Genomic DNA, 14521 nt, shown 5'->3' on the forward strand with positions numbered 1-14521 from the left:
TTGTTTCGAGGACACATCATGGAACTGCTTCTGCTCAGCAACGGTAAAACCACAGAACACCCCGGCCTGCTCGGCTGGGCCCGCGACCGGGTGCAAGCCCTGCTCGCTCGCAACCAGGTCAAGCGCATCCTGCTCATCCCCTACGCGGTGATCCGCAGCGACTGGGATGCCCGTGCCCGGGAGCTCACCGAGAGTCTGGGGGTGGACGCCATCAGCATCCATCACTTCGACGATCCGGTGGATGCCATCAACCGGGCCGACGCCATCTTCATCAGCGGCGGCAATACCTGGCTCCTGAACCAGCGGCTGCACGAGTATGGTCTGGTGGTCCCCATCCAGCGTGCGGTGCGCGAGCGGGGCGTGCCCTATGTGGGCTGGAGCGCCGGCTGCAACGTGGCCACCCCCAGCATCCGCACCACCAACGACATGCCGGTGTGCAGCGCCGTGGTGCTGCCTGCGCTGGGGCTCTTCCCCGTGCAGATCAACCCCCACTATCTGGACGCCAGCATCAGCGGCCACATGGGGGAGACCCGGGACGAGCGTCTGGCCGAATTCTGCGCCATCAACCCGAGCGAATCCGTGGTGGCCCTGCGCGAGGCGAGCCTGTTGCAGATCGGCGGCGAGAGCATCGAGTACTGGAGTGCCCGGGGCGAGACCTTCAAGATATTCAAGCACGGCGAACCCATCCGGGAATACGGGGACGCTGCGCCTCTGGCAGCGCTCACCCCCTTCACGCCGGCACGCTGATCCTGCCAAACGACAGAGGGATGGCCTGCGCCATCCCTCTTTCTTTGTTGCTCGCCCCTTCGTGATTCACTCCAGAATGGCCATCTCCTCCCGAGAGCCGCTGCGCCCGGGAGCCCTCAGCAACACCACCAGCGGCACGGCGCACAGGCTGACCCACATCATCAGGCGAAAATCCTGCAGGTAGGCGAGCAGGCTGGCCTGCCGGGTCACCTCGCCGTTGATCATGGCCAGCCCCTTCGGCGTCATCAGCTCCGCCATGCCCCCGCCCTGATGCAGGTTGACATTGAACGGGGTGATGTAGGCGGCGAACGCCTCGTGGTTCATCTGGGATCGCTGGGCCAGATAGGTGATCACCACCGAGATGCCGATGCTGCTGCCGATGTTGCGCACCAGGCTGAACAGCGCCGTCCCCTCGTTGCGATAGCGCGGCGCCAGGGTCGCAAAGGTGATGGTGGAGAGGGGCACGAAGATGAAGCCGAGCCCCAGCCCCTGGATGATGCCGGTGCGCACTATGTCCCAGCTGCCGATGTCCGTGTTGAACAGGGTCATCTCCCACATGGAGAAGCTGGTGAGCAGCAGCCCTGACAGGATGAGGTAACGGGCGTCCACCCGGCCCGACAGCCTGCCCACCAGCATCATGGCAACCATGGTGCCCACCCCGCGCGGGGCGAGCAGGTAACCCACGTCGATCACCGGGTAACCCATCAGCCCCTGCATGAAGGGAGGCAGCAGCGTCATGGTCGCCAGCAAGATGATGCCGACGATGAAGATGAAGAGCAGACCGACGCTGAAGTTGCGATCCCGGAACAGGGCCGGTTCTATGTAGGGGTGCGGGTGGGTGAAGATATGCACCACGAAGAGGTAGAACGCCATCACCATCAGGGCGGTCTCGATGACGATCTCCCGGCTGGCGAACCAGTTCTGGGACTCTCCCCTGTCCAGCGCCATCTGCAACGCCCCGATGCCGAGACTCAGCAGGGCGAACCCCAGCAGATCGAAGCGGCGGCTGGCATCGATCTTCGTCTCCTCGATGAAGGCGGCAAGTCCGAACCAGGCCAGCAGGCCGAACGGCAGGTTGATGTAGAAGACCCAGCGCCAGTTGTAGTACTCGGTGAGCCAGCCCCCCAGCGACGGCCCCAGAATGGGGCCCACCATGACCCCTATCCCCCAGAGCGCCATGGCGGAGCCGTGCTTCTCCGGCGGATAGGTGTCCAGCAGCACCGCCTGTGAGAGGGGCACCAGGCTGGCACCGAAGATCCCCTGAAGCAGGCGGAACAGCACTATCTGATCCAGGCTCTGGGCCGCGCCGCACAGCATGGAGGCAACGGTAAAGCCCGCCACCGACCACATGAACAGCCTTTTGCGGCCAATTCTTGCCGAGATGAAACCGGTCAGCGGCATGAAGATGGCGGCCGCCACTATGTAGGAGGTGAGCACCCAGGAGATCTGATCCTGGGTCGCCCCCATGGCTCCCTGCATGTGGGGGAGGGCGACGTTGGCGATGGTGGTGTCCAGCGCCTGCATGATGGTCGCCACCATCACCGACAGGGTGATGAAGGTGCGACGGGAAGCCTGGTCTGCCTGCCCTGTGGCTGCGCTCGTCATATCAACCTCGACCTGACAGGCCAGGCAGGGTGCGCTGATGGCCGGTGTCTATCTCGGCGGTGGCACTCAGACCCGCCCTCAGGGTGGGCAGATCCGCTCCCGAATCCAGCTTGATCCGCACTGCCACCCGCTGGGCGATCTTGACCCAGTTGCCGGTGGCGTTCTGGGCCGGGATCACCGAAAACTCGGAGCCTGTGGCCGGGCTCAGGCTCTCCACCACCCCGGTCCAGTGCGCATCGGGGTAGGTATCCACACTGATGTCCACCTTCTGGCCAGGTTGCACATGGGTCAGCTCCGTCTCGGTGAAGTTCGCCTCCACCCAGGGGGTGTCGGTCTCCACCAGCATCATGGCGGTCATGCCCACCAGATTGTACTGGCCGGGCTTGGGCAACTGGCTGACGATGCCGTTGGCGGGGGCATAGATGGTGGTGCGAGCCAGATCCAGCCTGGCCTTGGCCAACTCGGCCGCGGCCTCCTGATAGGCGGGCTGCTGCTCCACCGGCAGGTTCACGTCCCCGCTGAGGGAGGCTTCAATCTTCTTGAGCCCCTCCTCCAGCGCCACCTGCTGCTGGGCGGTCTGTATGGTGAGCTGGCGGGCATCGTCGTAATTGGCGGTGGAGGTGAAGTGCCTGGTCACCAGATCCGCCTGGCGATGCTCCTCCTTCAGGGCATAGGCATGGCGGGTGCGGGCCACGGCGATCTCCGCCTGCTGGCCGCGATAACTGGTCTGCAGCGCCACCAGATCGGTGCGCACCTTGGCAAGTTCCGCCTCGGCCTTGGCCACGGCGACCCGGAAGGACTCCTGATCCAGCTCGAACAGCGGCTGGCCAGCCCGGACCTGCTGGTTTTCCTCGACGAACACCTTGGCCACCCGGCCCAGCACCTCGGTGCTGATGGGGACCTTGTCCGCCTTCACATAGGCGTTGTCCGTCTCCACATAGCGCCCGCCCTGCAGGTAGATAACGCCCGCCCCGATCAGGGCCAGTGCCGGCACCACCACCAGCAACAGCAGGCGGGTGCGGCGCCGGTTGGCGGCGGGACGGGAGGAAGAGGGGGAATCAGTGGTCATGATATGGCTCCACGTTGGTTGGCATCACAGGAAAGCATCAGAGGTGGCCGAGGTTGGCACGCAGGATCTTGAGGGAGCGGCACAGCGCCTCGGTCGCCTCCTCCCCCAGCTCGCCGATGGCCCTCTGATGCACCAGATCGGACGCCTGTTTGATCATCGCCAGATAGGGGGCGGCCCCTTCGGTCAGATGGAGCTGATAGGCCCGCCTGTCATGGGGGTCGCTGCGCCGCTCCACCAGGCCGCTCTCCGCCAACTGATCGAGCTGACGGGCCAGGGTGATGGGCTGGATGTCGAGCCGCTCCGCCAGATCCACCTGGCGGATCCCTTCGCTGCGTGCAATGTGCACCAGAGCCCTGGCCTGGGCCAGGGTGAGGCAGCTTCCCTCCAGCTGCTGCTGGAACTGGCGGCGCATCAGGCGCTGGACGTCGCCGATGAGAAAGCCAAGGGTGTCCGGTTGTTTGTTCATGATATGCAACCTATATAGTAAGCTTTACTTATTATATGCGAAGCGTATCCATGTGCAAGCTGGCCCCGGCCGCCGTTTGGGTTCATGCTGGGTGCCACCACCTCAACGGCAGGAGACACGTCATGGATATCAGGATGGAGCGGGACAGCCTGGGGGAGATAGCCGTCCCGGCGGACAGGCTCTGGGGGGCCCAGACCCAGCGCTCCCTGCATCACTTCAACATCTCGGGGGAGCGCCAGCCCATGGAGATCATCCATGCCCTGGCCCGCATCAAGTCCGCCTGCGCCCGGGTCAACCACGCCCTGGGGCTGCTGCCGGCCCGCAAGGCCCAGGCCATCATGGCCGCCGCCGACGAGATCCTGCGCGGCCTGCACGACGCCGAGTTTCCCCTGATGGTGTGGCAGACCGGCTCCGGCACCCAGACCAACATGAACCTCAACGAGGTGCTGGCAAACCGGGCCAGCGAACTGCTCGGCGGCCCCCGGGGGGAAGCGCGGCTGGTGCATCCCAACGACGAGGTAAACAAGAGCCAGTCCAGCAACGATGTCTTTCCGAGCGCCATGAACCTGGCGGCGGTCACCGCCATCACGCAGCGGTTGCTGCCAGCCCTCGCAGCCCTGAAGCAGACCCTGGCAGGCAAGGCCGCCGCCTTCGACCACATCGTCAAGATTGGCCGCACTCATTTGCAGGATGCCACTCCCCTCACCCTGGGCCAGGAGATCTCCGGCTGGGTCGCCCAGCTTGAACAGGGGGAGCGCCATCTACGGGCCGCCCTGCCCCATCTGTGCGAGCTGGCGCTCGGCGGCACCGCCGTAGGCACCGGCCTCAACTGTCCTCCCGGCTTTGCCGAGGCGGTGGCCAGGACCCTGGCCGAGCAGACCGGCCTGCCGCTGGTGAGCGCCCCCAACAAGTTCGAGGCCCTGGCGGCGAGTGACGCCCAGGTTCACGCCCACGGTGCGCTCAAGACGCTGGCAGCCTCCCTCATGAAGATCGCCAACGACGTGCGCTGGCTGGCGAGCGGCCCCCGCAGCGGGCTGGGGGAGCTGCTCATCCCCGAGAACGAGCCTGGATCCTCCATCATGCCCGGCAAGGTCAACCCGACCCAGAGCGAGGCCCTCACCATGCTCTGCGCCCAGGTGATGGGCAACGATGTGGCCATCAACATCGGCGGTGCCAGCGGCAACTTCGAGCTCAACGTGTTCAGGCCCATGATCGCCTACAACGTCCTGCAGAGCGTGCGGCTGCTGGCGGACGGCATGCAGAGCTTCCACGACCACTGCGCCGTCGGCATCACCCCGAACCAGGCCAGGATCGACGATCTGCTCTCCCGCTCCCTGATGCTGGTGACGGCCCTTAACCCCCATATCGGCTATGACAAGGCGGCCGAGATCGCCAAGCGGGCGCACCATCAGGGACTGAGTCTGCGGGAGGCGGCCATTGCCTCGGGCTACCTCAGCGCGGAGCAGTTCGATGCCTGGGTGATCCCCGCTGACATGGTGGGTCGCACGTCATAAGGCAGCGCAGCGCACGGCAATCCCATGCCCGGGGCATACCAGCGCAGGTGGCAGGCGCAGCAAATAGGGACAGTGATGGGAAATAAAGATGAAAAGGGTGCCATGGCGCCCTTTTCATTGCAGATCTGCCGTCAGGTCTTGCTCTGGCAGTTGAACATCCAGTGGGTGCCGAACTTGTCCACCAGGGATCCGAAATAGTCACCCCAGAACATCTCCGCCAGCGGCATCTCCACCTTGCCTCCCTCGGCCAGGGCTGCGAACAGGCGATCGGTCTCACCCCGGCTGTCCGGCTCCAGGTTGAGGTAGCTGTTGTTGCCCTGCACCAGGGTGAACCCCATGCTGGCCGGAGCATCAGTGCCCATCAGCACGTGACCCCCAAGGATGGGCAGGGCCACATGCATCACCAGCTCCCCGTCTTCCTCCGATAAAGGGGGCTGGCCCGGGCAACCCGGGGACTCCTTGAACCTGTGGATGGGGCTGCTGAAGTCACCGCCGAACACTTCGCGATAGAAGAGGAAGGCAGCCTCCGTCTCCCGGGCAAAATTGAGATAGGTGCTGACACGCGCCATGGGTTTCTCCTTGTCACCGATAGCTGGCCCCTGTGGCCAGCTAACAGCATAGAAGAGCACGGGGCACCGTCAGGTGGCGATCCGGTCCCCCTCCCCGCCTGGGGGAGCCGCGCTCACAGCCCAGGTTCGGTCGAACACGCAAAAGTGCAACCCGATTCGCAGTGGGTTGCACCTCATGTAGGCATTCATAAGATGCATTGCCAACCCATTAATAATGCTGTGAAAAGCGGACAAGCGGCGGGCTTGAAAGGAGCCTGATGGAGACCGGATTCATGGAAGAATTCAACAATGTAACCAATACATTAAAATTTCTTGCTTGAAGGTTGCGCCTGGTTGCACCATCATCGGCGAAATTTAACCGTCCGGTAATATTGTTACCTTCTAGATACAGGAAGTCCCATGGCCACTACCACCCTCGGCGTCAAACTCGATGAAGCGACCCGCGACCGCCTCAAACAGGCTGCGCAGACCCTGGATCGCACTCCCCACTGGCTGATCAAGCAAGCCATCTTCACCTATCTGGAGCAACTGGATCGCGGTCTGACCCCGCCCGAGCACTCCGGGCTGGCTGCCGCCGCCGGGGAAGAGGCCGTCGAGACCCTGACCGAGCAGGGCATCCAGGTCTTCCTCGAGTTTGCCGAGAGCATTCTGCCCCAGTCCGTGCTGCGGGCCGCCATCACGGGGGCTTATCGCCGCCCCGAGACCGAAGCCGTCCCCATGCTGCTGGAGCAGGCCCGTCTGCCCAAGGAGAAGGCTGACGCGACCCAGAAGCTGGCCATGGGCATCGCCGAGAAGCTGCGCAACCAGAAGAGCGCCAGCGGCCGTCAGGGCCTGGTCCAGGGGCTGCTTCAGGAGTTCTCCCTCTCCTCCCAGGAAGGGGTGGCCCTGATGTGCCTAGCGGAGGCGCTGCTGCGCATCCCCGACAAGGCGACCCGGGATGCCCTCATCCGCGACAAGATAAGCGGCGGCAACTGGAGCCAGCACCTGGGCCAGAGCACCTCATTGTTCGTCAACGCAGCCTCCTGGGGTCTGCTCATCACCGGCAAGCTGGTGGCCACCCACAACGAGGCGGGCATGAACAGCTCCCTCAAGGGACTCATCGGCAAGGGGGGTGAGCCGCTCATCCGCAAGGGCGTCGACATGGCGATGCGCCTGATGGGTGAACAGTTCGTCACCGGCGAGACCATCGCTGAGGCGCTGGCGAACGCAGGCGGCATGGAGAGCAAGGGGTTCCGCTACTCCTACGACATGCTGGGGGAAGCGGCCCTGACCGAGGAGGACGCCAAACGCTATCTGGCCTCCTACGAGCAGGCCATCCACGCCATCGGCAAGGCCTCCCACGGTCGCGGCATCTACGAGGGGCCGGGTATCTCCATCAAGCTCTCCGCCCTGCATCCGCGCTATAGCCGCGCCCAGTACGATCGCGTCATGGAGGAGCTCTACCCCACCTTGCTGGGCCTGACCCAGCTCGCCAGGCAGTATGACATCGGCATCAACATCGACGCCGAGGAGGCCGATCGCCTGGAGATCTCCCTCGATCTGCTGGAAAAGCTCTGCTTCGATCCATCCCTCGCCGACTGGAACGGCATCGGCTTCGTCATCCAGGCCTACCAGAAGCGCTGCCCCTATGTGATCGACTACGTCATCGATCTCGCCAAGCGCAGCCGTCACCGCCTGATGATCCGTCTGGTGAAGGGCGCCTACTGGGACAGCGAGATCAAGCGTGCCCAGCAGGAAGGGCTGGAAGGCTACCCGGTCTACACCCGCAAGCCCTACACGGATGTCTCCTACCTCGCCTGCGCCCGCAAGCTGCTGGCGGTGCCCGAGGCCATCTATCCCCAGTTCGCCACCCACAACGCCCATTCGTTGTCGGCGATTTACCAGCTCGCCGGTCAGAACTACTACCCGGGCCAGTACGAGTTCCAGTGCCTGCACGGCATGGGCGAACCGCTCTACGAGCAGGTGGTCGGCAAGGTGGCCGACGGCAAGCTGGGTCGCCCCTGCCGCATCTATGCACCGGTAGGCAGCCACGAGACCCTGCTCGCCTACCTGGTGCGCCGCCTGCTGGAGAACGGGGCCAACACCTCCTTCGTCAACCGCATCGCGGACAACAACATCTCCCTCTCGGACCTGGTGCAGGATCCGGTGCAGCAGATCGAGCAGATGGCCGCCCGTGAAGGGACCCTGGGTCTGCCCCATCCGCGCATCCCCCTGCCACGGGATCTCTACGGCGAGGCGCGCCCGAACTCCGCAGGTCTGGATCTCGCGAACGAGCACCGCCTGGGGTCACTCTCCGCCGCCCTGCTCGCCAGCACCAACACCGCCTATCAGGCCGTGCCTATGCTGGGTTGCGACACCGAGGCGCCGACCCAGTTCCAGCCCGTGCTCAACCCGGCGGATCACCGCGATGTCGTCGGTCAGGTGAGCGAAGCCACGGTAGCGCTGGTGGACAAGGCGCTCGCCTGCTCCCTCACGAGCGGCCAGATCTGGCAGTCCACCCCGCCAGCCGAGCGGGCCGCCGTGCTGGACAGGGCCGCCGATCTGATGGAATCCGAACTGCAACCCCTGATGGGCCTGCTGGTTCGCGAATCCGGCAAGACCTTCGCCAACGCCATCGCCGAGGTGCGCGAAGCGGTGGACTTCCTGCGCTACTACGCCGCCCAGGCGCGCAACCACTTCGCCAACGACACCCACAGGCCGCTCGGCCCCGTGGTCTGCATCAGCCCCTGGAACTTCCCCCTGGCCATCTTCAGCGGCCAGGTGTGCGCGGCCCTGGCCGCCGGCAATACGGTGCTGGCCAAGCCTGCCGAGCAGACCCCCCTCATCGCGGCACAAGCGGTGCGCATCCTGCTGGAAGCGGGGGTTCCCGCCGGTGCGGTGCAACTGCTGCCGGGCCGTGGAGAGACCGTGGGTGCGGCGCTCATCGCGGACGAACGGGTGCGCGGCGTCATGTTCACCGGCTCCACCGAGGTGGCGGGCATCATCTCCCGCAACCTGGCCGGTCGCCTCGACGCCCAGGGTCGCACCATTCCCCTCATCGCCGAGACCGGCGGACAGAACGCCATGATCGTCGACTCCTCCGCCTTGACCGAACAGGTGGTGATGGATGTCATCTCCTCGGCGTTCGACAGCGCCGGTCAGCGCTGCTCCGCCCTGCGAGTGCTGTGCGTGCAGGATGACGTGGCGGATCGGGTGATCCGGATGCTCAAGGGCGCCATGGCCGAGTACAAGGTCGGCAGCCCCGAGCACCTTTCCACCGACATCGGTCCCGTCATCGACGCCGAGGCCAAGGCCAACATCGAGCGCCACATCAAGGCCATGGGCGACAAGGGGCGCAAAGTGCACCAGATCGCCCGCACCCAGGGGGATGCCTGCAGCCGCGGCACCTTCGTGCTGCCGACCCTGATCGAGCTCGACAGCCTGGACGAACTGGGACGCGAAGTGTTCGGCCCGGTGCTGCACCTGGTCCGCTACCCGCGCACCCGGCTCGGGGAGCTGCTCGAGCAGATCAACGCCAGCGGTTACGGCCTGACCCTGGGTGTTCATACCCGCATCGACGAGACCATCGCCCAGGTGGTGAACGTGGCCAAGGTGGGCAACCTCTACGTCAACCGCAACATCGTGGGCGCCGTGGTCGGGGTGCAACCCTTCGGTGGGGAAGGGCTTTCCGGCACCGGTCCCAAGGCCGGCGGCCCGCTCTACATGTATCGCCTGCTCGGCGCCCGTCCCCAGGAGGCGGTGGCCAATCAGCTGCACCAGGAGTCCGGTGCCCTGCATGCCGAGGCGAAAGCCCCCCTCGTGGCCCTGCGCGACTGGGCGAGCAAGCAGGATCCGGCCCTCGCCGCCCTGTGCGATCACTACGCCGCGCTCTCCCAGAGCGGCCGTACCCAGTTGCTGACCGGCCCCACCGGCGAGCGCAACAGCTACAGCCTGCTGCCCCGGGAACGGGTGCTCTGTCTTGCCCAGGAGAAGGCCGACCTGCTGGCCCAGCTGGCCGCCTGTCTGGCGGTCGGCAGCCAGGTGCTGCTGCCGGACGATGCCCAGACACGCTCCCTCCTCTCTTCCCTGCCGACCGAGGTGCGGGATCCCATTGCGCTGGTGGCGGACTGGGCAACGGGGGAGACGGATTTCGATGCCCTGCTGCACCACGGCGACTCGGATCAGTTGCGGGAGGTGAGCAAGCTCGCCGCCGCGCGCCAGGCAGCCCGTAACGGCGCCATCATCGGTGTGCACGGCCTGCATCGCGGCGAGACCGACATCCCGCTGGAGCGCCTGCTCATCGAGCACGCCCTCTCGTTCAACACCGCCGCCGCCGGTGGCAACGCCAGCCTGATGACCATAGGCTAAGCGCCGCATAGTGACGGAGACTCAAGCCCCGCCGATGCGGGGCTTGTTCTTTCGTCTCTGGGAGACGCCCATGAAAAAGGCCGCCCTTGTCGGGGCGGCCTTTTTGTTCTCCCCTCTCCCCTCGCGGGAGAAGGGTTGGGGATGAGGGGCGACTCGCCTACACGTACTCCATAAAGACGCGGGAGGTGAGCTTGGTGATGAGCTCATAGGGAATGGTGCCGATCTGGTCGGCCACCCGCTCCACCGGCAGCCCCTCACCCCAGAGCACCGCCTCGTCGCCGGCTTTGTCGGTGGCGCCGGGGCCGAGATCCACCGTGGTCATGTCCATGGAGACGCGGCCCACCAGGGGCACGATGCGGCCATTGACCAGCACTGGCGTGCCGTTGGGGGCCATGCGCGGATAACCGTCGCCATAGCCGATGGCAATCACCCCGAGCCGGGTATCGCGATCCGACACCCAGTTGGCGCCATAGCCTACCGGCTCGCCCGCCTTGTGATCGCGCACCGCGATGAGCTGGGTCTTGAGGGTCATCACCGGCTGCAGGTCATAATCCGCCGCCACCGTATTGGGGAAAGGCGACACGCCGTAGAGGATGACGCCGGGGCGCACCCAGTCGCAGTGGGAATCCGGCCAGGCCAGGATGCCCGCCGAGTTGGCCATGGCGCGCTCGCCCTTGAGCGGCGCGGTCAGCTGGCTGAACAGGTCGATCTGTTCGCGGGTGGTGGGTTGCTCCAGCTCATCGGAGCGGCTGAAGTGGGTCATGACGTTGAACGGCTGCACCACGTTCTTGCACTTGGCGAGGCGCTCGATAAAGGCGGGCATCTCCTCGGCCCGTACCCCGAGGCGGTGCATGCCGGTATCGAGCTTGAGCCAGGCCACCACGGGGGCAGGCAGCTCCGCCTGCTCCAGCGCCTCGAGCTGCTCCCAGGTGTGCACCGCGGTCTGCAGGTTGTTGGCCGCCAGCACCGGCAGGTCGGCGGCGCTGAAGAAGCCCTCCAGCAGCACGATGGGCTTGACCACGGCGCAGGAGCGCAGCATCAGCGCCTCTTCGATGCGGGCCACCGCGTAGGCGTCCGCATCCACCAGGGTGCGGGCGACCGGCAGCAGGCCGTGACCGTAGGCGTTGGCCTTGACCACGGCAATGATCTTGCATTGGGGGGCGTGGCGTTTAACCACAGCGAGGTTGTGGCGCAGGGCCGCTGTATTGATCTGGGCGATAGCCGCTTTCATCTGTTTTCCCTTACGAGGGCATGATAATCAGGCACCGGGTGGTGTCAGCCCTCAAATCTCATCGTCTAAGGCCGGACCGGCAGAATTGTCGAACCGGGAAAACTGTGTCTGGATGCCGGGAGCAGGCTCCCGACTTAGTAGTCATCATCAAACGCCGGGCCCGCGTAGTTGTCAAAGCGCGAGAACTGACCCTGGAAGGTGAGCCGCACTCGTCCTATGGGGCCGTTACGCTGCTTGCCGATGATGATCTCGGCGATCCCCTTGTCGGGACTGTCGTCGTGATAGACCTCGTCGCGGTAGATGAACATGATCAAGTCCGCATCCTGCTCGATGGAGCCCGATTCCCGCAGATCCGAGTTGACCGGGCGCTTGTCGGCCCGCTGTTCCAGGCTTCGGTTGAGCTGGGAGAGCGCCACCACGGGGCACTGCAACTCTTTCGCCAGCGCCTTGAGGGAGCGGGAGATTTCACCGATTTCCAGAGTACGGTTGTCAGACAGCGCCGGCACCCGCATCAGTTGCAGGTAGTCCACCATGATCATGCTGATGCCGCCGTTGTCCCGCGCCACCCGACGGGCACGGGAGCGCACTTCGGTCGGGGTCAGGCCGGAGGAGTCGTCGATGTACATCTTCCCCTTCTCCAGCAGCAGCCCCATGGTGGAGGAGAGCCGCGCCCAATCCTCGTCGTCGAGCTGGCCGGTCCGCACCTTGGTCTGGTCGATGCGCCCCACCGAGGCGAGCATACGCATGATGATCTGCTCGGAGGGCATCTCGAGGGAGAAGATCAGCACCGGCTTGTCGGCGGTGAGGGCCGCGTGCTCGCACAGGTTCATGGCAAAGGTGGTCTTGCCCATGGAGGGACGGGCGGCGACGATGACCAGATCCGAACGCTGCAGGCCGGCGGTCATCTTGTCCAGATCGTTGTAGCCGGACGACACGCCGGTCACCCCGTTGTGGGGGGTCTTGAACAGCTCTTCAATCTTGTCGACGGTCTGCTCGAGGATGAGCTTCAGGGGCTGGGGGCCCTCGTTGGCGCTGGTGCGCTGCTCGGCGATCTGGAACACCTTGCTCTCGGCAAGATCCAGCAGATCGTTGGAGGTACGGCCCTGGGGCTCGTAGCCCGCTTCGACTATCTCGTTGGCGACCGAGATCATCTCCCGCACCACCGCCCGCTCACGCACGATCTCGGCGTAGGCACTGATGTTGGCGGCACTCGGGGTGTTCTTGGCGATCTCCACCAGATAGGCGAAGCCACCGGCCTCTTCCAGTTGCTCGGAGCGCTCGAGCTCCTCCTGCAGAGTGATGAGGTCGATGGGGTTGCCCGCGTTGGAGAGGCGGGTCATGGCCTGGAAGATCAGGCGGTGCGGGCGGCTGTAGAAATCCTTGTCGATCACCCGTTCGGCGACCCGATCCCAGGCCTCGTTGTCCAGCATCAGACCGCCCAGTACGGACTGTTCGGCCTCAAAAGAGTGGGGAGGTACTTTCAGCTGTTGTGTCTTGGCGTCTTTTTTCGCCGTCACTTGCTCTGCCATACACATAAAAACCGCAGCGGGAAGGGGACGGGAATTTTACAAAAGAAACCCCGCCATCGCGAGCGCTAATACGTCCCGTCATCGCATCCGGCGACAAGACGGGACCCTGGCCTCGTCAGCGTCATCCACTTCTGCGCCGCAGACCTGCCTCACAGTACGAGAAAGGGCCAGACCAGGGTCTGATCTTTCGTTCTTGCTCTTTGCTTGTTGCGCAACCTGCGCACCGAGCGACTCGGCCGTCTGTGTCTCATGGGCGCCTCCCCTGTCGGACGACTCAATCTGTTCATGAATAATTCATGCCATCCGTGATAATCATACCCGCAAGCTGCAACACAAAAAGGGACTGGCAGCCTGCCATGCGCCTCGCTGAGCTTGCACAAGCAGAGCATGCCCCCACCTACATGAGAGTGAAAGAGTCAAAATGAAAAAGATGCTGACCCTGTTTGCCCTGATCCTGGCCATTGGCCTTGGGGCACCCATCGCCGAGGCCAAGAAACTTGGTGGCGGCAAATCCTTTGGCAAGAGCTACAAGACGGCTCCGGCCCAACCTGCGGCCAAGCCGGTCGACACCAAGAACCCGACCGTGGGCGCCCAGGCACCCAAGAAAGGCGGCATGATGGGCGGCCTGCTGGGTGGTCTGCTGGCCGGCGGCCTGTTCGCCTACCTGCTGGGCAGCGGCGCCTTCGAAGGTCTGCAAGGGATGGACTTCCTGCTGATCGCCCTGCTGGCACTGGGCGGTGTCTTCCTGTTCCGAGCCCTGCGCAGGAACAAGGCGGCAGCGGCCCAGCCACAGACGGCCTATGCGGGCTATCAACCGCCCCAGAGCGCGGCCCCCCAGCAGTTCGAGCAGAGCCACAGCGCCCCGCAGGCCACCGGTTTTGCCGACAGCGACGTGCCCTTCCGTCTGCCCCCGGGCTTTGACATGAACGGCTTCCTGGCCGGTGCCCGCGATCACTACCGCACCCTGCAAGAGGCCTGGAACAAGAACGACCTGGAGAAGATCCGCGAGTACGTGAGCCCCGAGTTGTTCGAGCACCTCAAGGCCGAACGCGCCGAGCTCTCCGGTGAGCAGCACACCGAGGTGATGTACGTGGACACCCAGCTGGTCCGTGCCGACTACGGCAGCGACTGGGCCCAGGTGAGCGTGCGCTTCAGCGGCCGCTACATGGACCGTCAGGAGCAGGTCGAGGAGGATATCAAGGAGGTGTGGCACCTCGAGCGTGATCTCGCCAAGGACAATGCCCCCTGGCATATCGTCGGCATCGAGCAGCTCTAAGGTTCAACCGACCCATTTCATCAAGGCGACCTCAGGGTCGCCTCATGTACAGGATCTTTAGCTACAACCAATTGAAATAGATAGAAAAAAGGCTTCGTTTGTGATCTGATTTAATCGCAAAAAAAAACCGACACGCCCGAAGCCATGACTATTATCAATGCAACCCAG

General features: G+C 64.6%; 10 protein-coding genes. 4 read left to right on the forward strand and 6 right to left on the reverse strand.

Translation table 11 applies throughout. The features are described from left to right. The first annotated feature begins 18 nt into the window (after window positions 1-18). On the forward strand, window positions 19-747 hold the full coding sequence (pepE, locus tag HKD46_RS12530) for a dipeptidase PepE (protein WP_161470762.1): 729 nt from the start codon (window positions 19-21) through the stop codon (window positions 745-747). Between the two features lie 66 nt (window positions 748-813). On the opposite strand, the gene HKD46_RS12535 is transcribed toward pepE, so the two are convergent. The 3 genes from HKD46_RS12535 to HKD46_RS12545 are packed head-to-tail and all read right to left on the reverse strand — an operon-like array spanning window position 814 to window position 3887. Next, on the reverse strand, window positions 814-2352 hold the full coding sequence (locus tag HKD46_RS12535; RefSeq protein ID WP_103858720.1) for a DHA2 family efflux MFS transporter permease subunit: 1539 nt from the start codon (window positions 2350-2352) through the stop codon (window positions 814-816). A 1-nt stretch (window position 2353) separates the two neighbouring features. Beyond that, window positions 2354-3421 (reverse strand): HlyD family secretion protein, encoded by a 1068-nt coding sequence (locus HKD46_RS12540; RefSeq protein ID WP_103244376.1) that lies wholly within the window; start codon window positions 3419-3421, stop codon window positions 2354-2356. A gap of 37 nt (window positions 3422-3458) precedes the next feature. Beyond that, complete coding sequence (locus HKD46_RS12545; RefSeq protein ID WP_045523708.1) at window positions 3459-3887, reverse strand: MarR family winged helix-turn-helix transcriptional regulator; 429 nt, start codon at window positions 3885-3887, stop codon at window positions 3459-3461. Between the two features lie 122 nt (window positions 3888-4009). Between HKD46_RS12545 and fumC the strand changes: the two genes are divergently transcribed. Next, window positions 4010-5401, forward strand: a complete 1392-nt coding sequence (gene fumC / locus HKD46_RS12550; protein ID WP_161470761.1) for a class II fumarate hydratase — start codon at window positions 4010-4012, stop codon at window positions 5399-5401. 131 nt (window positions 5402-5532) lie between these two features. Here fumC and HKD46_RS12555 read toward each other — a convergent pair whose 3' ends face one another. Continuing rightward, a complete protein-coding gene (locus HKD46_RS12555) occupies window positions 5533-5970 on the reverse strand; it encodes a VOC family protein (RefSeq protein WP_161470760.1) in 438 nt (145 codons plus the stop codon). A gap of 399 nt (window positions 5971-6369) precedes the next feature. Here HKD46_RS12555 and putA point away from each other — a divergent pair, with 399 nt between their 5' ends. Beyond that, window positions 6370-10317 (forward strand): trifunctional transcriptional regulator/proline dehydrogenase/L-glutamate gamma-semialdehyde dehydrogenase, encoded by a 3948-nt coding sequence (gene putA, locus HKD46_RS12560; protein ID WP_171865481.1) that lies wholly within the window; start codon window positions 6370-6372, stop codon window positions 10315-10317. 157 nt (window positions 10318-10474) lie between these two features. Here the strand turns inward: putA and alr are convergent, their stop codons facing one another. Both alr and dnaB read right to left on the reverse strand, forming a co-directional pair. Further along, the gene (gene alr / locus HKD46_RS12565; RefSeq protein WP_171865482.1) at window positions 10475-11548 is read right to left on the reverse strand and encodes an alanine racemase; all 1074 of its coding nucleotides are present in this window, start codon (window positions 11546-11548) and stop codon (window positions 10475-10477) included. 134 nt (window positions 11549-11682) lie between these two features. Beyond that, entirely contained in the window at window positions 11683-13077 is a 1395-nt protein-coding gene (dnaB, locus tag HKD46_RS12570) for a replicative DNA helicase (protein ID WP_039040054.1), read from the reverse strand. Window positions 13078-13498: 421 nt separating this feature from the next. On the opposite strand from dnaB, the gene HKD46_RS12575 reads away from it, so the two are divergent. Next, complete coding sequence (locus HKD46_RS12575; RefSeq protein ID WP_010673257.1) at window positions 13499-14353, forward strand: Tim44 domain-containing protein; 855 nt, start codon at window positions 13499-13501, stop codon at window positions 14351-14353. The last annotated feature ends 168 nt before the right edge of the window (window positions 14354-14521 follow it).

Source organism: Aeromonas sp. TW 6, from assembly GCF_013168745.1.
Taxonomy (GTDB): domain Bacteria; phylum Pseudomonadota; class Gammaproteobacteria; order Enterobacterales; family Aeromonadaceae; genus Aeromonas; species Aeromonas caviae.